The sequence below is a fragment of the Pseudomonas sp. PDM30 genome, assembly GCF_019218985.1.
In the GTDB taxonomy this organism is placed as follows: Bacteria; Pseudomonadota; Gammaproteobacteria; order Pseudomonadales; family Pseudomonadaceae; genus Aquipseudomonas; species Aquipseudomonas jessenii.
In genome coordinates this window covers 294,102-318,791 of record NZ_JAHUWM010000004.1, presented here as the reverse complement: position 1 = coordinate 318,791, position 24,690 = coordinate 294,102, and the positions used below count along the sequence as shown (strand labels likewise).

Below are 24,690 nucleotides of genomic sequence, written 5' to 3'. Positions count from 1 at the left end.
GAACACAATGACTAGTTTGCATGCCGACGAGGCCTTCCTCGGCCATTACCAGTTGAGTCATGACCCTTTTGCTCCACGGGTGCCTGGCTTCAAATTTTTCCCGGCCCAGCGCAAACCCGTGCTGGGACAACTACATCACCTGGCCCGTTACAGTCAGTTGCTGCTAGTGGTCACTGGCCCAGAAGGCAGTGGCAAGACCCTGTTGCGTCAGGCTCTGGTCGCCAGCACCAACAAGCAATCGGTCCAAAGCGTGGTGGTTTCTGCCCGCGGCGCCGGCGATGCGGCCGGGGTATTGCGTCAGGTGGCCCAGGCGTTGAACGTCGGCCAGGCTGATGCCGACGCTATTCTGGCCCAGGTGGTGCAGCTTGCACTGACCGGGCAGGAAGTCTATCTGCTGGTCGATGACGCCGAACAACTCGACGAGTCCGCCCTTGAGGCTCTGATGGTCCTGGCTGCCGGTGCGCCGGAAGGCCGCCCGCATGTGTTCCTGTTCGGTGAGACCTCGCTGATTGCTCAGCTTGAGGCTTTGCATCTCGAGGAAGAGCGTTTCCACGTCATCGAGCTGCAGCCCTACACCGAAGAGGAAACCCGCGAATATCTGGAGCAGCGGCTCGAAGGCGCTGGTCGCGGTATCGAACTTTTCACCGCGGATCAGATCTCTGATATTCACGAAAGCTCCGAAGGTTGGCCTGGCAGCATCAATCAGGTCGCCCGCGATGCAATGATCGAAGCCATGATCGCCAGCCGCTCAGCGGTCAAGCGTCCAAAAATGGGGTTCAATATGCCGAAGAAACACGTGTTGGCGATTTCCGCCGTGGTCGTGGTCGCGGTAGCTGCCGCCTGGTTGATTCCAGGTCGCAACAAGGCACCGACCGCCGGTGCGCCGGCCAATGAACAGGCGCAACTGCCGCTTGGCCAGGGTCAGCCAACAGCGAATGGCGGCGCTCCGGCCGTAGAATTCGCTGGCAACACGCAGCCGATGCCATTGCCGTTGGTCGGTAACTCGCAACCGGTGATGCGCGGTCCGCTGGCTGAAGCGGCAGGTGGCATTACCGAAGGTGACGACGGCGTGCCGGTTGAAGGCTCCAGCGCCACTCCGCCGACCGTGACCACCACTGCGCCGCCTGTGGGCGTTCCTGCCGGCCCTTCGCCGACACCAGCGGCCAAGCCGACGCCTGCGCCGACTCAGGTCGCCACCGCCAAGCCAGCGCCTGTACCAGCGCCTGCTCCAGTGGCCAAGCCTGCACCAGCGCCAGCCAAGCCAGCCGTTGCCGCGGCGGCCAAGCCTGCCGAGAAACCGGCTCCGGCGGCCAAGGCCGCTGGCGGCACCTGGTATGCCGGTCAGGCACCGGGTAACTACGTGGTGCAAATCCTCGGCACCAGCTCCGAAACTGCCGCACAAAGCTTCGTCAAGGAGCAGGGCGGCGAGTACCGTTATTTCAAGAAAGTCCTCAATGGCAAGCCGCTCTACGTGATCACCTACGGCAACTTCGCCAATCGTGATGCAGCCGTTTCCGCCATCAAGGCCTTGCCAGCGAAGGTTCAGGCTGGTAAACCTTGGCCTCGCACTGTCGCCAGCGTCCAACAGGAACTGGCAACAACTCGCTGAAGATTCGGCGGCCTTACCCAGGCCGCCTCTCCAAGCACCTCAAAATTTCTACAAGTGCGCGCAACCTTCCGGGCTGCGTGCCTTGTGGTGTCTGCGTCACAGTAGTCTTTGAGTCGTTGCGGTCAGAATTAAAAAAAGTTTTGACTAGCACAGCAGATCGCTTTAAACCTTTCACAAATGCGACATAGATTTGCGAAATTTCGTCGTCAAATTTGTGAGCCTCTGTGTCGGTGTGTACAATGACCTCCCTTTTGCCCCCGCAAAGCTGGCGTACGTTCGGCGCGGTTGGTAAGTGGTTGAATTGAAAAGAAATTTGCTTCGCGAGAAGCAGCCTGGTGAGAAAGTGTCTATGAAAGCAGGTCTGTACCAACCAGATGAATTCAAGGATAACTGCGGTTTCGGCCTGATTGCCCATATGCAGGGCGAGCCCAGTCATACCCTTTTGCAAACGGCCATCGAGGCCCTGACCTGCATGACCCACCGCGGTGGGATTAATGCCGACGGCAAGACCGGTGACGGTTGCGGTCTGCTGATTCAAAAGCCGGACGTGTTCCTGCGAGCCATCGCCCAGGAAACCTTCGGCGTCGAAATGCCCAAGCAATACGCTGTGGGCATGGTTTTCTTCAACCAGGACCCGGTCAAGGCCGAAGCCGCTCGCGAGAACATGAACCGCGAGATCCTGGCCGCCGGTCTGCAACTGGTTGGCTGGCGCAAAGTGCCGATCGACACCAGCGTCCTCGGTCGCCTCGCCCTTGAGCGCCTGCCGCAGATCGAGCAAGTGTTCATCGGTGGTGAAGGCCTGAGCGATCAGGACATGGCCGTCAAGCTGTTCACCTCCCGTCGTCGCTCGTCCGTGGCCAATGCCGCCGACACCGACCACTACGTCTGCAGCTTTTCCCACAAGACCATCATTTACAAAGGCCTGATGATGCCGGCGGACTTGACCGCCTTCTATCCGGACCTGAGCGATGAGCGCCTGCAAACCTCGATTTGCGTGTTCCACCAGCGCTTCTCCACCAACACCCTGCCGAAATGGCCACTGGCTCAACCGTTCCGCTTCCTGGCGCACAACGGCGAGATCAATACCATCACCGGCAACCGCAACTGGGCCGTGGCCCGTCGCACCAAGTTCACCAACGACTTGATGGACCTGGAAGAACTCGGCCCGCTGGTCAACCGCGTCGGTTCCGACTCCTCGAGCATGGACAACATGCTGGAGCTGATGGTCACCGGTGGCATCGACCTGTTCCGTGGCGTGCGGATGATCATTCCGCCTGCGTGGCAGAACGTCGAGACCATGGACCCGGATCTGCGTGCGTTCTACGAATACAACTCGATGCACATGGAACCGTGGGACGGCCCGGCCGGCGTGGTAATGACCGACGGTCGCTACGCGGTGTGCCTGCTCGACCGTAACGGTCTGCGTCCGGCGCGTTGGGTCACCACCAAGAACGGTTTCATCACCCTGGCTTCGGAAATCGGCGTCTGGAACTACCAGCCTGAAGACGTGATCGCCAAGGGCCGTGTGGGCCCGGGCCAGATCTTTGCCGTGGACACCGAAACCGGTCAGATCCTCGACACCGATGCGATCGACAACCGCCTGAAGTCCCGTCACCCGTACAAGCAATGGCTGCGCAAGAATGCCCTGCGCATCCAGGCGACCATGGAAGACAACGACCACGGTTCGGCGTTCTACGACGTCGATCAGCTCAAGCAATACATGAAGATGTACCAGGTCACGTTCGAAGAGCGCGACCAGGTGCTGCGTCCGCTCGGCGAGCAGGGCTACGAAGCCGTGGGCTCGATGGGCGACGATACGCCGATGGCCGTGCTGTCCCAGCGCGTGCGCACGCCGTACGACTATTTCCGCCAGCAGTTCGCGCAGGTCACCAACCCGCCGATCGACCCGCTGCGTGAAGCCATCGTCATGTCGCTGGAAATCTGCCTCGGTGCCGAGCGCAACATCTTCCAGGAGTCGCCGGAACACGCTTCGCGCGTGATCCTCAGCTCGCCGGTCATTTCCCCGGCCAAGTGGCGCTCGCTGATGAACCTCGATCGTCCGGGCTTCGAGCGGGCGATTATCGACCTCAACTACGACGAAAGCGTCGGTCTGGAAGCGGCGATCCGCAACGTGGCCGATCAGGCTGAAGAAGCCGTGCGCGCCGGTCGTACCCAGGTCGTGCTGAGTGACCGTCACATCGCCCCGGGCAAGTTACCGATCCACGCCTCTCTGGCTACCGGCGCGGTGCACCACCGTCTGACCGAAAAAGGCCTGCGTTGCGATTCCAACATCCTGGTGGAAACCGCGACCGCTCGCGATCCGCACCACTTCGCCGTGTTGATCGGTTTCGGCGCCTCTGCCGTTTACCCGTTCCTGGCCTACGAAGTGCTGGGCGACCTGATCCGTACCGGTGAAGTGCTGGGCGACCTCTATGAGGTGTTCAAGAACTACCGTAAAGGCATCACCAAGGGCCTGCTCAAGATCCTGTCGAAGATGGGCATCTCGACCATCACCTCCTATCGCGGAGCACAACTGTTCGAAGCGATCGGCCTGTCCGAGGAAGTCTGCAACCTGAGCTTCAAGGGCGTGCCGAGCCGCATCAAGGGTGCGCGTTTCGTCGACATCGAAGCCGAGCAGAAAGCCCTGGCCACCGAAGCCTGGAGCCCGCGCAAGCCGATCCAGCAGGGTGGTTTGCTGAAGTTCGTCCACGGTGGCGAGTACCACGCCTACAACCCGGATGTGGTCAACACCCTGCAAGCCGCTGTGCAGCAGGGCGACTACAGCAAGTTCAAGGAATACACGTCGCTGGTGGACAACCGTCCGGTGTCGATGATCCGCGACCTGCTGAAAGTCAAAACCCTCGACACTCCACTGGATATGAGCGAAATCGAACCGCTGGAGTCGGTGCTCAAGCGCTTCGACTCCGCCGGTATCTCGCTGGGCGCCCTGTCGCCGGAAGCTCACGAAGCCCTGGCCGAAGCCATGAACCGCCTCGGTGCGCGTTCCAACTCCGGCGAAGGCGGCGAAGACCCGGCGCGCTACGGCACCATCAAGAGCTCGAAAATCAAGCAGGTGGCGACCGGCCGTTTCGGTGTAACCCCGGAATACCTGGTCAACGCTGAAGTGCTGCAGATCAAGGTTGCCCAAGGCGCCAAGCCAGGCGAGGGCGGTCAACTGCCAGGCGGCAAGGTCAATGGCCTGATCGCCAAGCTGCGTTATGCAGTGCCGGGCGTGACCCTGATTTCGCCGCCGCCGCACCACGACATCTACTCGATCGAAGACTTGTCGCAGCTGATTTTCGACCTGAAACAAGTCAACCCGCAGGCGCTGGTCTCGGTGAAGCTGGTAGCGGAAGCGGGCGTCGGCACCATCGCCGCCGGCGTGGCCAAGGCCTACGCGGACTTGATCACCATCTCCGGCTACGACGGCGGTACCGGTGCATCGCCGCTGACCTCGATCAAATACGCGGGCGCTCCGTGGGAACTCGGCCTGGCCGAAACCCACCAGACCCTGCGTGGCAACGACCTGCGCGGCAAAGTCCGGGTACAGACCGACGGCGGCCTGAAAACCGGCCTCGACGTGATCAAGGCTGCGATCCTCGGCGCTGAAAGCTTCGGCTTCGGCACCGCGCCAATGATTGCCCTGGGCTGCAAATACCTGCGCATCTGCCACCTGAACAACTGCGCCACCGGCGTCGCGACCCAGAACGAGAAGCTGCGCAAGGATCACTACATCGGTACCGTCGACATGGTGGTGAACTTCTTCACCTACGTCGCCGAAGAAACCCGTGAGTGGCTGGCCAAGCTGGGCGTGCGCTCCCTCGAAGAGCTGATCGGCCGTACCGATCTGCTGGATGTCCTCGAAGGTCAGACCGCCAAGCAGCATCACCTGGACCTGACTCCGTTGCTGGGCAGCGACCACGTGCCGGCGGACAAGCCGCAGTTCTGTGGCGTTGAACGCAACCCGCCGTTCGACAAGGGCCTGCTGGCCGAGAAAATGGTCGACATGGCCACCTCGGCGATCAACGACCTGAGCGGCGCTGAATTCGACCTGGATATCTGCAACTGCGACCGTTCCATCGGCGCACGGATCTCCGGCGAAATCGCGCGCAAGCACGGCAACCAGGGCATGGCCAACGCGCCGGTCACGTTCCGCTTCAAAGGCACGGCCGGGCAGAGCTTCGGCGTGTGGAACGCTGGCGGCCTGCACATGTACCTCGAAGGCGACGCCAACGACTACGTCGGCAAGGGCATGACCGGCGGCAAGCTGGTGATCGTGCCGCCGAAGGGTAGCGTCTACCGCACCCAGGACAGTGCCATCATCGGCAACACCTGCCTGTACGGCGCCACTGGCGGCAAGCTGTTTGCCGCCGGCACCGCGGGCGAGCGTTTCGCCGTGCGTAACTCCGGTGCCCACACCGTCGTGGAAGGCACTGGCGATCACTGCTGCGAGTACATGACCGGTGGTTTCGTCTGCGTATTGGGCAAGACCGGTTACAACTTCGGCTCTGGCATGACCGGCGGTTTCGCCTACGTGCTCGACCAGGACAACACCTTCGTTGACCGGGTCAACCACGAACTGGTGGAAATCCAGCGGATCAGCGGCGAGGCGATGGAAGCCTACCGTAGCCACCTGCAACGCGTGCTGAACGAGTATGTCGAGGAAACCGACAGCGAGTGGGGTCGTGAACTCGCCGAGAACCTCGATGATTACCTGCGCCGTTTCTGGTTGGTCAAGCCGAAGGCTGCCAGCTTGAAAACGTTGCTTTCCAGCACCCGTGCCAACCCGCAGTGATATGCGCCTGAAGAGTTTGATGAGGTTTTAAAATGGCTGAACGTCTGAATAATGACTTCCAGTTCATCGAGGTCGGGCGCAAGGATCCGAAGAAGAAACTGTTGCGTCAACGCAAGAAAGAGTTCGTGGAAATCTACGAACCCTTCAAACCCCAGCAGTCGGCCGACCAGGCCCACCGCTGCCTGGGTTGCGGTAACCCGTATTGCGAATGGAAGTGCCCGGTGCACAACTTCATTCCCAACTGGCTGAAACTGGTGGCCGAGGGCAACATCCTCCAGGCCGCCGAGCTGTCGCACCAGACCAACACCCTGCCGGAAGTCTGCGGCCGGGTGTGCCCGCAGGACCGTCTGTGCGAAGGTGCCTGCACCCTCAACGACGGCTTCGGCGCGGTGACCATCGGTTCGGTGGAGAAGTACATCACCGACACCGCATTCGCCATGGGCTGGCGCCCGGACATGTCCAAGGTCAAGCCGACCGGCAAGCGTGTCGCGATCATCGGTGCGGGCCCGGCGGGCCTGGGTTGTGCCGACGTGCTGGTGCGCGGTGGCGTGACCCCGGTGGTGTTCGACAAGAACCCGGAAATCGGCGGTCTGCTGACCTTCGGTATCCCCGAGTTCAAGCTGGAAAAGACCGTGCTGAGCAATCGTCGCGAAGTTTTCAGCGGCATGGGCATCGAGTTCCGCCTCAACACCGAGGTGGGCAAGGACGTGACCATGGAGCAACTGCTCGAAGAATACGATGCCGTATTCATGGGCATGGGCACCTACACCTACATGAAGGGCGGTTTTGCCGGTGAAGACCTGCCGGGCGTGTACGACGCACTGGACTTCCTGATCGCCAACGTCAACCGCAACCTTGGCTTTGAAAAGTCGCCGGAAGATTTCGTCGACATGAAAGGCAAGAAGGTTGTGGTACTCGGCGGCGGCGACACGGCGATGGACTGCAACCGTACTTCGATTCGTCAGGGCGCCAAGTCGGTGACCTGCGCCTATCGTCGTGACGAAGCGAACATGCCGGGCTCGCGCAAAGAGGTGAAGAACGCCAAGGAAGAAGGCGTGAAGTTCCTCTACAACCGCCAGCCGATCGCCATTGTCGGTGAAGACAAGGTCGAAGGCGTGAAGGTGGTCGAGACCCGTCTCGGCGAGCCGGATGCCCGTGGCCGTCGCAGCCCCGAGCCGATCCCGGGCTCCGAAGAGATCATCCCGGCCGACGCCGTGGTTATCGCCTTCGGTTTCCGTCCGAGCCCGGCGCCGTGGTTCGAACAGTTCGAAATCCAGACCGACAGCCAGGGCCGCGTGGTGGCACCGGAGCAAGGTCAGTACAAGCACCAGACCAGCAACCCGAAAATCTTCGCCGGTGGCGACATGGTTCGCGGTTCTGACCTGGTAGTGACGGCGATCTTCGAAGGCCGCAATGCGGCTGAAGGGATCCTGGATTACCTGGGCGTCTAAAACCCGATTTCAATTTGAAATGGGATCAAATGTGGGAGCGAGCTTGCTCGCGATAGCGGTGGATCAGTTGACAGAAATGTTGAATGTGACACCGCCATCGCGAGCAAGCTCGCTCCCACAGTTGTTTCGTGGTGTAACGAATACTGCGTTTACATTGCGACAAATTGACCCGATAGACAAAAGGCTGACCTGCAACCGTGCCTTTTGCGCCCGGCTCTGAGAAAATGCCCTCACTTTTTTTCCGGATGCCGACATGACTGCCCTGAAGAACGACCGTTTCCTGCGCGCCCTGCTCAAGCAACCCGTAGACGTCACCCCCGTGTGGATGATGCGTCAGGCCGGTCGCTACCTGCCTGAATACCGCGCCAGCCGTGCCAAGGCCGGTGATTTCATGAGCCTGTGCATGAACCCGGCGTTCGCTTGCGAAGTCACGATGCAGCCGCTCGACCGCTATCCACAACTGGACGCGGCGATCCTCTTCTCCGATATCCTGACCATCCCCGATGCCATGGGCCAAGGCCTGTACTTCGAAACCGGTGAAGGTCCGCGCTTCAAGAAAGTCGTCAGCACCCTGGCCGACATCGAGGCCCTGCCGATTCCTGATCCGCACAAAGACCTTGGCTATGTGATGGACGCGGTCAGCACCATCCGCCGCGAACTGAACGGCCGTGTGCCGCTGATCGGCTTCTCCGGCAGCCCATGGACACTGGCCACCTACATGGTCGAAGGCGGTTCGTCGAAAGACTACCGCAAGACTAAAACCATGCTCTACGACAATCCGCAAGCCCTGCACCTGCTGCTGGACAAGCTCGCGCAGACGGTCACCAGCTACCTCAACGGCCAGATCATGGCCGGTGCGCAAGCGGTGCAGATCTTCGACAGCTGGGGCGGCGCCCTCTCGGCGGCGGCGTACCAGGAGTTCTCCCTGGCCTACATGAAGAAAATCGTCAGCGGCCTGATCCGCGAGCACGAAGGCCGCAAGGTGCCGGTGATCCTGTTCACCAAGAGCGGCGGTCTGTGGCTGGAAAGCATCGCCGACGCTGGTGCTGATGCACTGGGCCTGGACTGGACCTGCGACATCGGCAGCGCCCGCGCCCGTGTCGGCGACAAGGTCGCCCTGCAAGGCAACATGGACCCGACCGTGCTCTACGCCAAGCCGGAAGCGATTCGCGCGGAAGTCGGGCGCATCCTGGCCAGCTACGGCAAAGGCAGCGGCCACGTGTTCAACCTCGGCCATGGCATCACGCCGGAAGTCGATCCGGAACATGCTGGCGCGTTCCTGCGTGCGGTACATGAGCTGTCGGCGCAGTATCACGAATAGCGATTGCCCGTTTCGACAAAGCCTGTCCCGCCTCGTGCCGGACAGGTTTTTTTGTGCCGTTCAAAAGCTCAATCGATAAAGCATCACTTGTTGTAAGAATGTTTTCTTTCTTTGTCGGATCGAGGAATGGAGAGACTGTTCCTGCCTCGTGCGGCGATTACTCCTACATAGAATTTTCTTCCATCCCCGTAAGGTTCCAGGCCCTTGTCCGGCGTATCGCCGAACAATCACGAAGCGAACAGGGGCGCCCACAAGGCGCCCTGTTTTCGATAAGCAGTCTGGAATACATCATGAAAATCAAGTTTGAAAAGAGAAGTGCATTAACCGCCTGCACTTCATCGATGATCCTGTTATCGGCAATGCTGGCCTCTCAAACCGTTTCCGCCCATGGCTATCTGGAAGTGCCGCCTTCGCGCGCGCTGGCTTGCCAGAAAGGCTTGAACACCAACTGCGGTGGCGCCCAGTACGAGCCGCAGAGTGTTGGTGAAACCTTCAAAGGCTTTCCGGCCGGCGTCGGCGGTGCTCCCTTGCAGGGACCGGTCGATGGCAAGATCGCCAGCGGTGGTCACTCGCTGTTCTCTGCCATGGACGCACAGTCCGCCACTCGCTGGCACCTGACAGAAATCAAGGATCGCAACATTGATTTCCAATGGCATTACAAGGCAGTTCATCCGGCCACCAAACACGAGTACTTCATCAGCCGCAACGGCTGGAATCCGAACGAATCGCTCAAGCGCGCCACCTTCGAAAGTACCCCGTTCTGCACCGTCGATGGCGGCAATAAAATGCCGTCTAACAGCGACAAGCACAACTGCACTATCCCGGCAGATAAATCCGGCCAGCATGTCATCCTGGCGATCTGGACCGTCGGTGATACCGATGCAGCGTTTTATAACGCCGCCGACGTGAACATTCTCGCTGAACCGGCGCTACCGGGTGGCTGGTCTTCCGTAGGCAGTATTTCCGCCGCGACCGAGCTGCTGGTCGGCGACAAGGTCAAGGCCCGCGCATTCTCCGCCAATGGCGAGAACCCGGATTACAGCGTCGAAATCAGCATCGACAACGCTGAGGAAGGCTCGCCGCAAGACTGGTCCTTCAAGCTGGCGGAAAAAATCAACGCGACCCACAAGCTCATCCGCGCCGGTATTCGTGATGAAAACGGCAACATCGAGCCGATCCGGGGCAACAACACGCTGTACGCACAAAAAGAAAGCGGTGTAACCCGCTACGAAGTGCAACTGGACATGAAGGAAGACACCGCAGCGCGCATGTCGGTGGCCTCGCAGCAAGCCGAATACGTTCTGGATAAAGGCCGGGCAAAGGTCGAGTTCAGCATGATCTCGAACCGTCCGATGAACGTCGAAGCGACCTTGCTCGACCAGAACAACAAACCGGTAGGCACCACGTCGGCACAAGTGGCCAGCGGCTCCACCTGGCTGTCCATGGATGTACGCAGCAACCCGGGTGCGCACACCCTGACCCTGGTCGGCACCACCCTGGATGGCCGCACCACCCGTCAGGACACTCAGACCACCCAACTGACTGGCGAAGGCGCCGGCGTCGAATACGATTTCGTGTTCCCTGAAGGCCTCGGCGACTACACCGCCGGTACCAAGGTTCTGCAACCGAAGACCAACGAAGTCTTTGAGTGCAAGCCATTCCCCGAGTCGGGTTACTGCAAGCAGTACAGCCCCACTGCCAACGGTTTTGAACCAGGTGTCGGTGCTCACTGGCACATGGCGTGGAACAAGTTGTAAGTCCCCCTTGTAGCACTTCAGGCGATCGGTAGCCGATCGCCTGAAGCTTTATTCTTCTGACGTTGATCGAGTTGAAAATGACTGTTTCGGGTTATTCCAGACAGCGCGTGCTGCTGCATTGGTTGTCTGCCGCGGTGATCCTGTGGACCTTGCTGTCTGGTTTTCTTGTGGCCGGTTTCGAGGTGTCAGCGCACATCAAGGAGTCGGTTGCGTTCTTCAATGTTTCGCTGACGACAGTGTTCATACCGTTTTACCTGTGGCGCCTGTTTCTGTTTTTCACTCATACCCGTTTTTCGGGCATGAAGTCGTTGTCGCTTGTCGAAGTGCTCGCATTGTTTGCCCACGCATTGATTTACCTCTTCGTCGGTGCCGTTCTGGTGACCGGCGTGTTGATGATGGATCGCCCGATCGATGTATTCGGGGTGATCGAGATCGATCAGCCGTTAAGCGATCCACAACTGATCGCTCTGTTCGTCACGGTTCACACGTGGGTATGTGTGGTGCTGTCGCTGCTGCTGGTCGCGCACATCGGCGCCGTCATCGTGCATGAGGCCTGCAACCACCGGGTGCTGCGACGGATGTCTTTGCGCCTGTGTGGCAAGCCTCGGTCCGGGCGACTTGAGTGAGGCCATGGTGATGTTTTCGCGCGAACGCTTGACCGGACTTGCCTTGCTTTTGAGCAAGGCGAGCCTGCTGGTTGTACCGCTGGCCTATGGGGCGTTCCTGGGCTGGCAGGAGTGGCGCTATCGCGAACAGTTGGTGCTGCCAGCACCGGTCGAAACCTCGCGAACCGCTCCCGCACTCCGTCAAGCACTCGACGCAACGGCGGTTGCAACGGTGCTCGGTCTGACGACGGGTGCCGAATTGCTGCCGAGCGCGGAACCGCTGACCTTGAAGGCAAGCTTCGTCGTCACTCACGGCTTGTCCCGGGTGTTGCTGGCAGACTCGCAAGGCGCGCGCATCTACCAGGTCGGCGAGCGCCTGCCCGGTGGCAGCATCTTGCGTCGCGTTGAGCCCGATCACGCGGTGTTGTGGAGCAAGGGCCGAGAGGCATTGTTGACGCTCCAGCCTCCCGTCACGGGTTTTCTGCAACGGCTCGCCCCCCACGGCAAGCCGCAAGTGCCGAACGTTTCTCCGCGTTTTTTTAGCCCGCTTGCCGGGCCGACAGAGTGATCAACTTCATGAATAGCTTTCTCGGTGCACAAGCACTGCGGCCGGTGCTTTTTTTCGTCGCCATGGCGCTAACGCTTTCCCACGGCACACTTCAGGCCGAGGAAGAAAAATGGCAACTGGCGATGAACAACGCAGAGCTGCGCGACATCGTCGAAGAGATCTCCAACATTCTCGGGACCACCGTGGTACTGGACCCCAAAGTCTCCGGTCGAATCACCGTCATGTCCCGGCAGGCCCTCGATCGTGAAGGGGTGCGCCGGTTGTTCTATTCGGTGCTCGACGCTCACAACTTTACGGTGATCGATGAGGGCGACCGGATCCTCATCACCCCGGTTGCCGAGGCCAAGACCCGGGCCGGCCAGGGCACGGTAAAAACCACCACGGCGTCGCAGTTCGTGACCGAGGTCATCGCGTTGAACACCGGTAGCGCCACCGATATTGCCGGGTTGGTGCGGCCATTGGTCTCTGCCAATGGTTATGTCGGCCCCTCGGTGTCGGCCAACGCGTTGGTGCTGACCGATACGGCCGCCAATGTTAAGCGCATCGCCCGGGTGATCCGCGAACTGGACTCCGGACAGAACAACCTGCACGTGGTGGTCCAGCTCAAGCATGCCTTGGCGGGCGATGTCGCGCCGGTAATCGAGGCCTCCATGGGCAAGCGCAATGCCGAGTCAGCCATACAGGTGCTGGCCGACACCAGGACCAATCGCCTGATTTTCATTGGTCCGCCGGTCGTCCGCCAGCGCTTGATCGAACTGGCCCGGGGTCTCGATACGCCGGCCACCACAACCCTCGACAATGCCCGGGTGATTCGCCTGCGCCACAGCGATGCCAAGCAGTTGGCCGAGATTCTGGAGTCGATGGGGCAGGGCAGAAAGCAGACTTCCGCCGTCGGCAGCGCCAAGGACACGTCTGGCGGTGCGGCCTTCATGATCAAGGCCGACGAAAGCCAGAACGCGCTGGTGCTGATCGCCGAACCCGCGCAGGTGCGGACCATCGAAAACATCGTGCGTCAGCTGGACCAGCCACGGGCCCAGGTGTTGATCCATGCCGCAATCGTCGAAATCTCCGGCGACATCGCCGAGGCCGTCGGCGTGCAGTGGAACCTCAACACGGGTGACGCCAAGGGCTTCATCAACTTTCCCGGCACCGACATTCCGATCATCGGCGGGCTGAAGTTCGACGAGAAAAGATCGGCGCCGGAAGGGGCGATCCTGCAACTGGGCGGCGACCGCTTCGGTGCGCTGGTTTCGGCCCTGGCCAGCAACACCCACAGCAACCTGCTGTCCACGCCAAGCCTGTTGACCCTGGACAATCAGGAAGCCGAAATCATCGTCGGCCAGAACGTGCCGTTCAAGACCGGCTCCTATGCCACCAACAGCAACGGCGCGGAGAATCCGTTCACCACCGTCGAGCGCAAGGACGTCGGCATCAGCCTGAAGATCAAGCCTTACATCAACGAAGGCTCGACGTTACGCCTGGAGGTCGAGCAGGAGGTGTCGGACATCGCGCCTTCGGTGTCGGGCATTGATTCCTCGGACCTGATCACCAACAAGCGAGCGCTCAAGAGCACCATCCTCGCCGACGATGGCGAAATCATCGTGATCGGCGGCCTGATCAGGGACAGCGTGCGTACCCAGAAAAGCGGCGTGCCGCTGTTGAGGGACATTCCCTACCTCGGCGCTATCTTCCGCTGGAATCGTGACACCCAGACCAAAAGCAACCTGATGGTGTTCTTGCGCCCGACCATCGTGCGCAGCAAGGAAGACCTGTCCCAGGTCAGCCAGCAGCGTTACAACGCGCTGCGTGACTTGAGCAAATCAGGGGCGGGGGAAAACAACTCGTTGTTGCTGCCGTCCGAGGCGCGCGGGTTGTTCGAACCGGCCACCGACGCGCCAGTGTTCGATTTGCGCGGCAAGGCGAAATGAATCCATGAGCGAACTCTGCGAGCAATTGCCCTTCGGCTTCGCCCGGCGTTTTGGTGTGTTGCTGGAGCATGACGGCGACGACCTGCGCCTTGCCCTGCGTAGTGATGCGCCGCTCACCGCATTGGCGGAAGCGCGCCGGGTGTGCGGACGGGCGTTGCCGTTTCAAATCGTCGGGGCCGATGAGTACGCCTCGCGCCTGGCGGTGGCCTATCGCGAGGGGCGCAGTGCGGTGGAGCAAGTTGCCCAAGGGCTGGACGAAGAACTGGACTTGCTCAGCCTGGTCGATCAGGTCCCGCAAACCGCCGACCTGCTGGAGCAACAGGGCGATGCGCCGATCATTCGCCTGATCAACGCGTTGCTCGGTGAAGCGGTGCGTGAGCATGCCTCGGATGTGCACCTGGAAACCTTCGAACAGTACCTGTCGGTGCGTATGCGGGTGGATGGCCAACTGCGTGAAATGCTCAGGCCCAAGCGCGAACTGGCGACACTGCTGGTGTCGCGGATCAAGGTCATGGCGCGCCTGGACATCGCGGAAAAACGCGTACCCCAGGATGGGCGAATGGCCTTGCGCCTGGCCGGGCATGAAGTCGATGTGCGGGTCTCGACGCTGCCTTCGGCCCACGGCGAACGGGTGGTGCTGCGTTTGCTCGACAAGCAGGCCGGGCGCCTGGAACTGCAACGGCTGGGCATGCCGGACGATATCCTCGCGGCCCTGCGCCATCTTTTGGGCAAGCCCCACGGTATTGTGCTGGTGACCGGGCCGACCGGTTCCGGCAAGACCACCAGCCTGTACGCCGCCCTGAGCAGCCTGAACGACCAGACCCGCAACATCCTCACGGTCGAAGACCCGATCGAATACCACCTGCCGGGGGTCGGCCAGATGCCGGTCAATCCGAAGGTCGACATGACCTTCGCCCGGGGCCTGCGGGCGATCTTGCGCCAGGACCCGGACGTGGTGATGGTTGGCGAAATCCGTGACCGCGAAACCGCCGAAATCGCTGTCCAGGCGTCCTTGACCGGGCATCTGGTGCTCTCGACCTTGCACACCAACAGCGCGGCCGGCGCGGTCACGCGGCTGGTAGACATGGGCGTCGATGCCTATCTGCTGGCGTCCTCGCTGGTGGGCGTTCTGGCCCAGCGTCTGTTGCGCACCTTGTGCCCCCATTGCAAGGTTTCGTACCTCGCCGATGCGGCGGCCTGCCAGCGTCTTGGGCTCGACACGAGCACGCCGCACACCCTGTTCAAGGCCTCGGGCTGTGAACAGTGCCAGCACGGCTATCGCGGCCGCATTGGCATTTACGAGCTGATCAGCGTGACACCCGCCGTCTCGGCGCTGATCCATCAGGGCGCCAGCGAGCAAATCCTCGTCGACGAAACGCGCAAGGTCTCGCGCAGCCTGTTCCAGGACGGGCGCCAGCGGGTGCTGGAAGGATTGACCAGTCTCGATGAGTTGCTGCGTGTGACCCAGGAGAACTGACCGGTGCCGACCTTCGACTACCGCGCCCGCGATGCCCGGAAACGATCCTGCAAGGGACGGCTGGAGGCCGATGGGCCCCGCCATGGGCGACAGTTGTTGCGTGAACGTGGTTTGTGGCCGCGTGTCTTGACCGAGGTCAGGGGCGGCGGTGCGGGTCAGCAGTCGCGAGGTGGACGCCTGAGTGCTGCTGATCTGGCGTTGTTGACGTTGCAACTGTCAACGCTGGTTCAGGCCGGACTGCCCCTGGAGGAAGCGCTCGATGCGGTGGCGAAGCAGAGCTCGAAGCGCAAGGTTGCGAGCTTGCTCTGGGCGGTCAGGAGCCGGGTGATGGAAGGCCACGCACTGGCCTCGGCATTGGGGCAGTTTCCCAGGGCCTTCCCCGAGTTGTTCCGCGCCACCGTGGCCGCCGGGGAACGCTCGGGGCATCTGGGCCATGTGCTGGAGCAACTGGCGGCCTACACCCAGGCCCGCCAGGCCTCGCGGCAAAAGATCCAGATGGCCCTGGTGTACCCGTTGATCCTGATGTTGGCCAGCCTGGCAATCGTCGGTTTTCTTCTCGGATATGTGGTGCCGGATGTGGTGAAGATCTTCGTCGACAGCGGCCAGCCGTTGCCCTGGCTGACCCGGGCGCTGATTGGCGTGAGCAACGGCCTGCGCAACCATTTCCTGTTGTTGATGAGCGTGCTGGCGACGCTGTTCGGCCTGTGGCGCTGGAGCTGGCAGCAGCCGCAGTGGCGCCTGCGCTGGATCGTTGGGTGCTGAATGCGCCAGTCCTCGGTGAAGTGCTGCGTGCCATGGAAGCCGCACGGTTTGCCAGCACCCTGGCAATCCTCGGCAAAAGTGCCGTGCCGTTGGTGGACGCCCTGGAAATTGCAGCCGCGGTCATCGGCAACCTGACCATCCGCACGCGGATGGTCGATGTCGCCCGCTCGGTCCGCGAAGGCGCAACGCTGACCCGTGGCCTGGAGCTGAGCGGTGACATCCCGCCGATGATGCTGCACATGATCGCCAGCGGCGAACGTGCCGGCGAACTCGACCGCATGCTGGCCCGGGCCGCCGAACAACAGGAAAACAGCCTCGCCGCGCGCATTGCGCTGGTGGTGGGCCTCTTCGAGCCGGCCATGCTGGTGTTGATGGGCGGCGTCGTGCTGCTGATCGTCATGGCCATCCTGCTCCCGATTCTCAGCCTCAACCAATTGGTGAATTGATCCATGCAACCTGTCCGCAAAAACCTTTCCCGCGCGCAACGCGGTTTTACCCTGATCGAAATCATGGTGGTGGTAGTCATCATCGGCGTGCTGGGGGCTATCGTGGTGCCACAGTTCATGAGTCGCCCCGATCAAGCCAAGGTCACTGCCGCCAGAATCGATATTCAGGCCATCGCCACAGCCCTGGAAATGTATCGCCTCGACAACGCCCATTACCCATCGACTCAGCAAGGCCTGGAAGCGCTGGTCAAGCGCCCCTCCGGACTGCCCGTGGCGCGTGGCTGGAACCCTCAGGGCTACCTCAAGAGCATGCCGGTCGACCCGTGGAATACGCCTTATCAGTACCTCAACCCGGGTGTACGGTCGGTAGACGGCACTTACGACCTGTATTCCCTTGGCGCCGATGGCGTAGCGGGCGGTGAAGGGTTTGCCGCCGAAATCGGCAATTGGGGCCATTGATCCGTGGGCTACCGCTGTCGGGGGTTTACGTTATTGGAGCTGATGATCGTGATTGTCGTGGTTGGCGTCTTGCTGGGCATGGTGAGCTTTGTCGGTGGGGGCAGTCCCGCGCGCGAAGTCAGGCAGGAAGCCGAGGCGATGGTTCAGGTGATTCATCAGTTGCGTGAGCGTGCGGTGTTCGAAGGCCAGGAATATGGCCTGCGGCTGAGCGCCCGTGGCTACCGGCTGATGCATCTGGGAGTTCGTGGGTGGGAGCCGGTGAAGGAACTGACTGACTGGCCCCTGAGCGTGCGAGTACGTTTGCAGCAGGACGGCTATGCGGTAGGGCTGGACGCCGAAGAAGGCCCGCCGCAGTTGCTGTTGCTCAGCAACGATGAAACCAGTGCCTTCACGCTGACATTCGAGTCCGGCAACAGGACCTGGTTGAGCCTGTCCGGCGATGGCATCGGCGAGGTGGCGATCGATGGCTAGCCGGTCATCCTTGTCGTCCATGGGCGGCTTCACGCTGCTGGAAATCATGGTGGCCCTGGCGGTCTTCGCGACACTGGCGGCAGCCGTGCTGTCGGCCAGTCAATATGCGGTGAAGCAGCGCAACGCCGTCGAGACACGGCTGTTCGCCGCGTGGCTGGCGGATAACCGGTTGAACGAGCTACGCCTGCAATCCGGCCTGACGGCCGGCCAGCAACAACAGGTCGTGTCCATGGATCAGCGCGACTGGGTGCTGCAACAGCACATCAGCGTCACCCGCGATCTGCGTTTACTCCAGGTCGACATTCAGGTCAGCCCGGCGAACAGTGCGCACGCGTTGTATCGTGCCAGCGGCTGGATACCCGCGAGCCATGAGTAGGCAGTGTGGGTTCACCTTGCTGGAGCTGGTCATCGCCATGGCCATCTTCGCCGTGCTGGGGCTGGCCAGTTGGGGCTTGTTCGATAGCGTGCTGCGAGTGCAACAGGGCACGGCGGCCCACGAGCGAGAGCTGAGGAACCTGCAACGAGCGATGGCGGTGATCGAGCGGGATCTGCTGCACGTCGCTGCGCAGCCGATGGTGCTCGCACCGCCGCTTTTTCAGTTCCAGCGCAGTCACTGGCGCAATCCTCTGGACCAACCGCGCAGTGAGCGCCAGATACTGACCTATCGACTCGAAGGCAGCGTGCTGTGGCGTGAAAGCCAGGGCGAAGGTACGGAGTTCGTGCAACGGCAAAGACTGCTCGAAGGCGTTCGTGAGTTGCGCTGGCGTTTGTTCGACAGCCAGTCCGGCTGGGTCGCTCATTGGTCGGCCGGGCAGGATACGAAGGCGCTCATGGCGCTGGAGGTGCAAATCTCGGCCGGGCGCTTCAAATCGATTCGTCGGGTGTTGCCGATGCCGGGTGCATTGCCATGAACGGGCGCCAACGCGGCATTGCGTTGATCAGTGTATTGCTGGTCATGAGCCTGGCGCTGCTGATCACCGGCGGCTTGTTGCGCAGCCATCACCTTTCGCTGCAAAGCAGTGGGCAACAGTTGCTGCAGATGCAGCTGCGGCAGCTCGCATCGGACGGGGAAACCTGGGCGTTGTTGCTGTTGCGCGACGCGTTACAGGACGCGGAAAAACCCGTCGAGCGGTTTCAAGGCTGGACGGCCATGGCGCCGGGTTTCGACGTTGAAGATGCGCAGATCCGAATCGATATCGATGACCTCGCCGGGCGCTTCAATCTCAATGCGTTGTTACGCCAGGGGCAGGTGGATCAGGTCACCCTCAACCGTTGGGCGCGCCTGCTCGAACTGCTCGAACTGCCTCCTCTGAAACTGAGCCAGGTGGGACCGCTGGAGGAACTGAGCCAGCTGCGCTTGCTGCCTGGCATTGACGCTCGCCTGCTGCAGCGGCTGGAGCCCTGGGTGGCGCTGCTGCCAACCGACACCGCCTTGAACATCAACACCGCACCGGCGCTGCTGTTGAGAACACTCGGCGAGGTGGACGCCGCGACCGCCGATGCGCTGGCGCGTCAGGCGGCAACCACGCCCTGGGCGAGCGTCCAGGCGTTTACCCAGGACCCGCTGCTCTCCGGGCAGGGCCTGAGCAATCACGGACTTGGTACCCAAAGCCGCTGGTATCGGATAAAGGTGCAGGTGACCCGGGACGGGCGCGAACTGCACCTGGCCACGGATGTCGGACACGACCCCAAGGCTCGACAACTGACGGTGCTGCAACGACGTTTTCTTCCCATGAGTAGCCACGAGAGACCGCGATGAACACTTGGCTTTACCTGACCGCCGAGGGGCAGGACGCGTCATCCGGCCTCTGGCCCTGCGTCCTGTGGTCGCCAACCTGTCAACGTCAGCCAATGCCACTGAATCAGGCGGCCTCGGCATTGCAGGGGCAGGCGGTTGATGTGCTGCTGCCCATGGAACTGTGCAGTTGGGTTCGCAGCGAGCCATGGCCTTCGCGACGCAGACCCGAAGCTCAGGCCATGGCCTACGCCGTGGAAGATCAACTGAGTGAAGCGCTGGAAGTTGTGCATTTGAGCGTTGGCGCTCGTGATCGTGACGGCTGCTACCCGGTCATGGTCATTGGCCGCGAGCGGTTGGCCACCGTGCTCGACTTGCTGCGCGAAGCGGGTATTGAGGTGCGCGGGGTGTTCGTCGATGCCGATCTGTTGTCCGGCGATCAGCCGTGCGGCGCCTGGTGGTTCGGGCGCTGGTTGTTGGGTGCAGGCCTGTCGGCGCGCCTGGCGATGTCGCAAGACGACCTGACGCTGCTCACTCCGTCATTGCCCAACGACATGCAATGGCTGGATGAGCGTGAGTCCCCCGCCGTCATCGACCAATGCCTGACTCAGCGCCCGACCCGGGCCATCAACCTGCTGCAAGGCGCATTCGCCCCACGGGGCAAGCGTCTACCCTGGCGTGCCGGCGGGTGGGCGCTGTTGATGCTGGCGCTGTTGACCTGGGGTGCCAGCGAAACGCGGATTCGCTTCCTCGACAGCGAAGCCAGCCGCCTTGCAGTCCAGAATGAACTGCGATTCAAGACGCTCTACCCGGAGCAAAGCCGCATCGTCGACATGGCCGCGCAACTCAAGGCCCTGCAAAGCCAGCCTGTCGAATCGCAAAACACCCGCATTGCCGGGCTGGTCCGGTTGATTGAGCAGGTGATTGGCGCCAGCCCGGTCGAGGTCCAGCGCGTCGAGTTTCGAGCAGGCGAAGGCTGGAAAATCCAGCTGACCGCCAGCGGCTTTACCGAGCTGGAGCAGTTGCGGGAGCGCGGACGACAACAAGGCATGCCCGTGAAGCTCGATAGCGCGAACAAAGCCGCTGACCGGGTGCACGCCACCCTCACCGTGGAGGACGAGGCATGAAGCAGGCATGGCGGCGCATTTCCGTGCGCGAACAGCGGCTGTTGCAGGTATCGGGGACTTTTTTGTTGGCGGTTGTGGCTTTCAGCCTGATCTGGCAACCGACCCGGCAGCGGCTGGAAACAGTCGAGCGACAGCATCAACAGCAGGCGGGGCTGGCCGCGCAATTGCAACGGGCGTTACCGCGCAGCCATGTCCCCGTCGACACCGATCAACCGCTGTCACTGCGTATCAGCGAAAGCGCCACGGCGGCGGGGCTGGAAATCCGTCAGATGGAGAGTGAAAGCGATCTGCTGCGCGTGACCCTCAATGGCAACGCGCAACCCTTGATGCAGTGGCTCGATGGGATCGAGCGCGATGGCGTCGCGCTACAATCCCTGACGCTGGAGAAGCGTGACGATGCCCTCGAGGCGCGGGTGGTGCTCAAGTAGCCGAGGTGTTCTGCGGTAACAACGGCAACTTCGCCAGCTTCAACGCGATCAGCAGCGCAATCACCAGCAGCGTGCCGATGAACAACCCGATCCCGTTCCAGCCGCCCAGGTGCCAGAACACGCCACCCACCGTACCGGCGATGCTTCCCCCGGCGTAGTAGCTGAACAGGTACAAGGACGATGCTTGCCCCTTGGCCCTGGTGGCGCGGCGGCCGATCCAGCTGCTGGCCACCGAGTGGGCGCCGAAGAAGCCGAAGGTAAAGATCAGCATGCCGATGATCACCACCGGCAATGGCGTAAACATCGTCAGGGCGAGACCACCGATCATCAGCGCGATGGTGCTCCAGAGCACTTTGCGGCGGCCGAGTTGGTCGGCCAGCGAGCCGATTTTCGCTGAGCTGTAGATGCCGGACAGGTACACCACCGACAGCAACCCGACGAAGGCCTGTTCCATGTGGTACGGCGCGGCCAGCAGGCGGTAGCCGATGTAGTTGAACAGCGTGACGAACGCGCCCATCAGCACAAAGGCTTCTAGAAACAGCAGCGGCAGGCCGGCGTCGCGAAAGTGCATGGTGAAACCGTCGAGCAGGCTGCGCGGGTGCAGCGAGCGGGCGCGGAAGTTGCGCGATTCGGGGAGGATTTTCCAGAACACCGCCGCGGCAATCAGCGCCAGGCCACCGATCACCAGCATCGCCGTGTGCCAGCTGACGAAGTCGATCAATACTCCGGTGATCAAGCGTCCGCTCATCCCGCCAATCGCGTTGCCACCGATGTACAAACCCATGGCGAGGCCGATGTGCTGTGGGTGGATCTCTTCGCTCAGGTAGGTCATGGCGACCGCCGCCAGACCGCTCAACGACAATCCAATCAGCGCACGCATCAGCAGCACACCGTGCCAGCTCGGCATCATTGCACTGGCCATGGTGCACAGCGCAGCGGCGAACAGAGCTGCCACCATCACCGGTTTACGTCCGATACGGTCGGAAATCGGGCCAGTGATCAGCAGGCCGATGGCAAGCATGCCGGTGGCGATAGACAGGATCAGGCTGCTTTGCGCCGCGTTGATGGAGTACTCGTCGGACAGCAGCGGCATCATCGGCTGCACGCAGTAGAGCAGGGCGAAAGTTGCGAAGCCGCCGCAGAACAACGCCAGCACCGTGCGCATGAACGCCGGGGTGCCTTTTTCGATGTAGATCTCCGCCAGCTCAGCGGCGATAGCGTCCGGCGCTGAAGGTGAAACTTCATGGGCGAGTGGGGCGACAGCAGTTTTCACGTGGGACCTCGGAGGGCGCAGCCGGTCAGGCAGTGAAAAAAGCATATAGCTGGCTAATGATTCAATCCAATATATTGTTCGACCTATTTGATAGCTTTTACGACCTAATGGGGTTTCCATGGAATTGCGTCATCTGCGCTACTTCATCGCCGTCGCCGAAGAACTGCATTTCGGCCGCGCCGCACAAGTGCTGGGTATCTCCCAGCCACCGCTGAGCCAGCAAATTCAGGCGCTGGAACAGGAAGTCGGCGCCCGGTTGTTCGAACGTACCAATCGTCGGGTCGAGCTGAGCGAGGCCGGTCGGCTGTTCCTTCAAGAGGCGCGGCTGGTGCTGGAGCAGGTCGACAAAGCGGCGGATGTCGCGCGACGGGCGCAACTGGGCGAGTTGGGTGAGCTGAAAATCGGCTTCACCTCGTCGGCACCCTTCAACTCGACCATTCCCCAGGCGATTTTCTCTTTCCGCCAGCGCTTCCCCGCGGTGCATCTGAACCTGCGGGAAATGAGCAGCACCCAGGTGGCCGATGCGCTGGTGGACGAGTCGATTGAAGTCGGGATCATGCGCCCGCTCGGGCTGCCGGATTGCCTCAGCGTGGTCGAACTGATGCGCGAGCCACTGGTCGCGGTGCTCAGTTCCAAGCACCCCTTGGTAGAGGGCAGCGAGGAGGGCTTGTTCCTGTCTGCCCTGGCGCTTGAGCCCTTTGTGTTTTTTCCACGCAGCTACGGCAGTGGCCTGTATGCGCAGCTGCTCAGCCTGGCCCGGGACTCCGGCTTCAGCCCGCACTTCGCCCAGGAGGCCGGCGAGGCGATGACCATCATCGGGCTGGTGGCGGCGGGGCTTGGTGTGTCGGTGCTGCCGGCGTCTTATCAGCGGATGCGCATTGATGGCGTGGTCTATCGGCCCTTGCTCGATCCGGCGGCGGTGTCGGCGGTGTGGCTGGTGCAGCGCAAGGATCAGAAGTCGCCGATGGCGCGGGCGTTTGTGGAGTTGTTGACGAGGAAGGTTGAAGGCGTGGCGGCGTGAGAAACTGATCATTACGCAGGACATTTAAAGTAATGGATCGAGCTTAGTGGTTTTCCGGAAACTTGCGCAGAATCGATCTTTTTAGCCGAGTGCCATGGATGCCACTTCTATATCAACCAAAGGAAGGCAGCGTGCTGATTTGTGATTTCAGGGGCTATGAGATTCCTGAAATGGTCAAGATCAGACCGGTCATTGTGATTCGCAAACACAGGACCAACAGCTTGTTGGTTACGGTCGTGCCGCTGAGTACCACCGCTCCGGACTGTATTCTTGAACACCATTTGGAGCTACCCAGTTATTTACAAGGAGCGTCCCCGACCTGTTGGGCAAAATGCGATATGGTCGCGACAGTGAGTCTCTCCAGGCTTGACCGAATCAAGAGTCGAGATCGAAGGGGAAATCGTGTTTACGTCATTTCACAGCTTGAAACAGATGAGTTCCACGCAATCAAAGTCGCGGTGCGCAGGGCGCTGGGGCTGTGATGGCAGCGGAATTGACACAGACAGGCGAGTTGCCACCTGTTGTCTACGATGCCCATTCGGGCAATACTGCCAATGTTCCCGAAAGGGGCTTGTGAGACTCTGAGGATCCTGGGCAACCAGCCATCGCAGAGCCAGGCAGGTACAGGGCGATGACAAGCCGACCTGTCTGTGAAGGGGCGCCGAAAGGCGCCCTTTGTCGTTTCTGGTGTTTCTGAAAACGTTGAATACAAGGAAGGTGAGTCACTGTAGGAGCGAGCCTGCTCGCGATGAACTAAAGAGCACCGCGGTTAGCCAGGAAACACGCGTCATCGTTAACGACCATCGCGAGCGAGCTCGCTCCTACAGAGGATCAGAAGCTTTACCACTGCTTGTGGGACATTTCTGAACTATCCCAGAGAGGCTACAGCGCCTTGCGGCTCTGCCTACAACTACTCCAGAATCCGCCGGCTTGTGCGCTTTGAGGGCTATCGCTAACTTGATTCGCGTCACTGATGGTCAGTGATCGGGTTTAGTAGCCCGTAGTAAACCGAAGCGCATATGCGTTCCTGATAGGCAGGTATGTCCATACCTGCCTTTGATGGTGGCTGTGCGCAGGGCGCCTTCGGGCGCGCCGGTTTTCGGTTTGCCCGGTCTACTAACCTGCGTACAGCTGCCACCCTTTTGATCCGTCGTGATTCGGTGTGGCCGCCACTTTCAGGACGCTGAATCATGACCAAGACGCCAAAGTCACCGGACACCGATCCGGACGGGCCACGCCAACCCGGCACGATCTTCCTCATTGCCCCCGATATCGACAACCACACGCTGCTGGAATACGCCTGCGTGTCGCTGGCATCAGCCAATGTCATGGCGAGTGATTTCGCGAGGAGTCTGAACGTAGCGCAGAGCAATACATTATTGGGGATTCAGCAGTCGATCATGCTGGGGGAGTTGGCGGTGAATCGGGTGTTGGATAACCTTGATCCACCGTAAACC

Annotated in this window: 20 protein-coding genes and 1 pseudogene; 20 read left to right on the top strand and 1 reads right to left on the bottom strand. The window is 61.2% G+C overall.

What is annotated here, in order from left to right:
- Window positions 1–7 precede the first annotated feature (7 nt).
- From KW840_RS12000 to gspM, 17 genes and pseudogenes are all read left to right on the top strand, one after another.
- Entirely contained in the window at window positions 8–1,609 is a 1,602-nt protein-coding gene (locus KW840_RS12000; protein WP_218495243.1) for an AAA family ATPase, read from the top strand.
- A gap of 349 nt (window positions 1,610–1,958) precedes the next feature.
- On the top strand, window positions 1,959–6,404 hold the full coding sequence (gene gltB, locus KW840_RS11995; protein ID WP_218495242.1) for a glutamate synthase large subunit: 4,446 nt from the start codon (window positions 1,959–1,961) through the stop codon (window positions 6,402–6,404).
- Window positions 6,405–6,436: 32 nt separating this feature from the next.
- On the top strand, window positions 6,437–7,855 hold the full coding sequence (locus KW840_RS11990; RefSeq protein ID WP_007997363.1) for an FAD-dependent oxidoreductase: 1,419 nt from the start codon (window positions 6,437–6,439) through the stop codon (window positions 7,853–7,855).
- 253 nt (window positions 7,856–8,108) lie between these two features.
- Complete coding sequence (gene hemE / locus KW840_RS11985; RefSeq protein WP_057712346.1) at window positions 8,109–9,176, top strand: uroporphyrinogen decarboxylase; 1,068 nt, start codon at window positions 8,109–8,111, stop codon at window positions 9,174–9,176.
- A gap of 290 nt (window positions 9,177–9,466) precedes the next feature.
- Entirely contained in the window at window positions 9,467–10,933 is a 1,467-nt protein-coding gene (gene gbpA, locus KW840_RS11980; RefSeq protein ID WP_057712345.1) for an N-acetylglucosamine-binding protein GbpA, read from the top strand.
- A gap of 77 nt (window positions 10,934–11,010) precedes the next feature.
- The gene (locus KW840_RS11975) at window positions 11,011–11,559 is read left to right on the top strand and encodes a cytochrome b (protein ID WP_218495241.1); all 549 of its coding nucleotides are present in this window, start codon (window positions 11,011–11,013) and stop codon (window positions 11,557–11,559) included.
- 4 nt (window positions 11,560–11,563) lie between these two features.
- On the top strand, window positions 11,564–12,106 hold the full coding sequence (locus KW840_RS11970) for a hypothetical protein (protein ID WP_218495240.1): 543 nt from the start codon (window positions 11,564–11,566) through the stop codon (window positions 12,104–12,106).
- A gap of 8 nt (window positions 12,107–12,114) precedes the next feature.
- Window positions 12,115–14,034 (top strand): type II secretion system secretin GspD, encoded by a 1,920-nt coding sequence (gene gspD / locus KW840_RS11965; protein ID WP_218495239.1) that lies wholly within the window; start codon window positions 12,115–12,117, stop codon window positions 14,032–14,034.
- A gap of 4 nt (window positions 14,035–14,038) precedes the next feature.
- Window positions 14,039–15,511 (top strand): type II secretion system ATPase GspE, encoded by a 1,473-nt coding sequence (gene gspE / locus KW840_RS11960; protein ID WP_218495238.1) that lies wholly within the window; start codon window positions 14,039–14,041, stop codon window positions 15,509–15,511.
- 3 nt (window positions 15,512–15,514) lie between these two features.
- Window positions 15,515–16,719: pseudogene (gspF, locus tag KW840_RS11955) on the top strand (type II secretion system inner membrane protein GspF).
- Between the two features lie 3 nt (window positions 16,720–16,722).
- Window positions 16,723–17,178, top strand: a complete 456-nt coding sequence (gspG, locus tag KW840_RS11950) for a type II secretion system major pseudopilin GspG (RefSeq protein WP_057712339.1) — start codon at window positions 16,723–16,725, stop codon at window positions 17,176–17,178.
- A 3-nt stretch (window positions 17,179–17,181) separates the two neighbouring features.
- Window positions 17,182–17,649, top strand: coding sequence for a type II secretion system minor pseudopilin GspH (gene gspH, locus KW840_RS11945; RefSeq protein WP_154910322.1), 468 nt, complete (start codon window positions 17,182–17,184; stop codon window positions 17,647–17,649).
- Complete coding sequence (gene gspI / locus KW840_RS11940; protein WP_057712337.1) at window positions 17,642–18,025, top strand: type II secretion system minor pseudopilin GspI; 384 nt, start codon at window positions 17,642–17,644, stop codon at window positions 18,023–18,025. Before gspH ends, gspI begins: the two co-directional genes overlap by 8 nt.
- Window positions 18,018–18,560: a type II secretion system protein GspJ gene (locus tag KW840_RS11935; RefSeq protein ID WP_154910323.1), complete on the top strand. Its 543-nt coding sequence runs from the start codon at window positions 18,018–18,020 to the stop codon at window positions 18,558–18,560. The genes gspI and KW840_RS11935 overlap by 8 nt, the downstream gene beginning before the upstream one ends.
- Window positions 18,557–19,408 carry a type II secretion system protein GspK gene (locus KW840_RS11930; RefSeq protein ID WP_218495237.1) on the top strand — a complete coding sequence of 284 codons (852 nt, stop codon included), beginning with the start codon at window positions 18,557–18,559 and terminating at the stop codon, window positions 19,406–19,408. Before KW840_RS11935 ends, KW840_RS11930 begins: the two co-directional genes overlap by 4 nt.
- Window positions 19,405–20,511: a type II secretion system protein GspL gene (gspL, locus tag KW840_RS11925; RefSeq protein WP_218495236.1), complete on the top strand. Its 1,107-nt coding sequence runs from the start codon at window positions 19,405–19,407 to the stop codon at window positions 20,509–20,511. Before KW840_RS11930 ends, gspL begins: the two co-directional genes overlap by 4 nt.
- The gene (gene gspM, locus KW840_RS11920; RefSeq protein WP_218495235.1) at window positions 20,508–20,939 is read left to right on the top strand and encodes a type II secretion system protein GspM; all 432 of its coding nucleotides are present in this window, start codon (window positions 20,508–20,510) and stop codon (window positions 20,937–20,939) included. The genes gspL and gspM overlap by 4 nt, the downstream gene beginning before the upstream one ends.
- Here gspM and KW840_RS11915 read toward each other — a convergent pair.
- Window positions 20,932–22,212, bottom strand: a complete 1,281-nt coding sequence (locus tag KW840_RS11915; RefSeq protein ID WP_218495234.1) for an MFS transporter — start codon at window positions 22,210–22,212, stop codon at window positions 20,932–20,934. The genes gspM and KW840_RS11915 overlap by 8 nt on opposite strands.
- Window positions 22,213–22,330: 118 nt before the next feature.
- Between KW840_RS11915 and KW840_RS11910 the strand changes: the two genes are divergently transcribed.
- The 3 genes from KW840_RS11910 to KW840_RS11900 all read left to right on the top strand — a co-directional run bounded on the left by KW840_RS11910 (window position 22,331) and on the right by KW840_RS11900 (window position 24,687).
- Window positions 22,331–23,233: a LysR family transcriptional regulator gene (locus KW840_RS11910; protein WP_218495233.1), complete on the top strand. Its 903-nt coding sequence runs from the start codon at window positions 22,331–22,333 to the stop codon at window positions 23,231–23,233.
- Between the two features lie 98 nt (window positions 23,234–23,331).
- Window positions 23,332–23,715 carry a type II toxin-antitoxin system PemK/MazF family toxin gene (locus KW840_RS11905; protein ID WP_057712330.1) on the top strand — a complete coding sequence of 128 codons (384 nt, stop codon included), beginning with the start codon at window positions 23,332–23,334 and terminating at the stop codon, window positions 23,713–23,715.
- A 708-nt stretch (window positions 23,716–24,423) separates the two neighbouring features.
- A complete protein-coding gene (locus tag KW840_RS11900; protein WP_218495232.1) occupies window positions 24,424–24,687 on the top strand; it encodes a DUF6124 family protein in 264 nt (87 codons plus the stop codon).
- The last annotated feature ends 3 nt before the right edge of the window (window positions 24,688–24,690 follow it).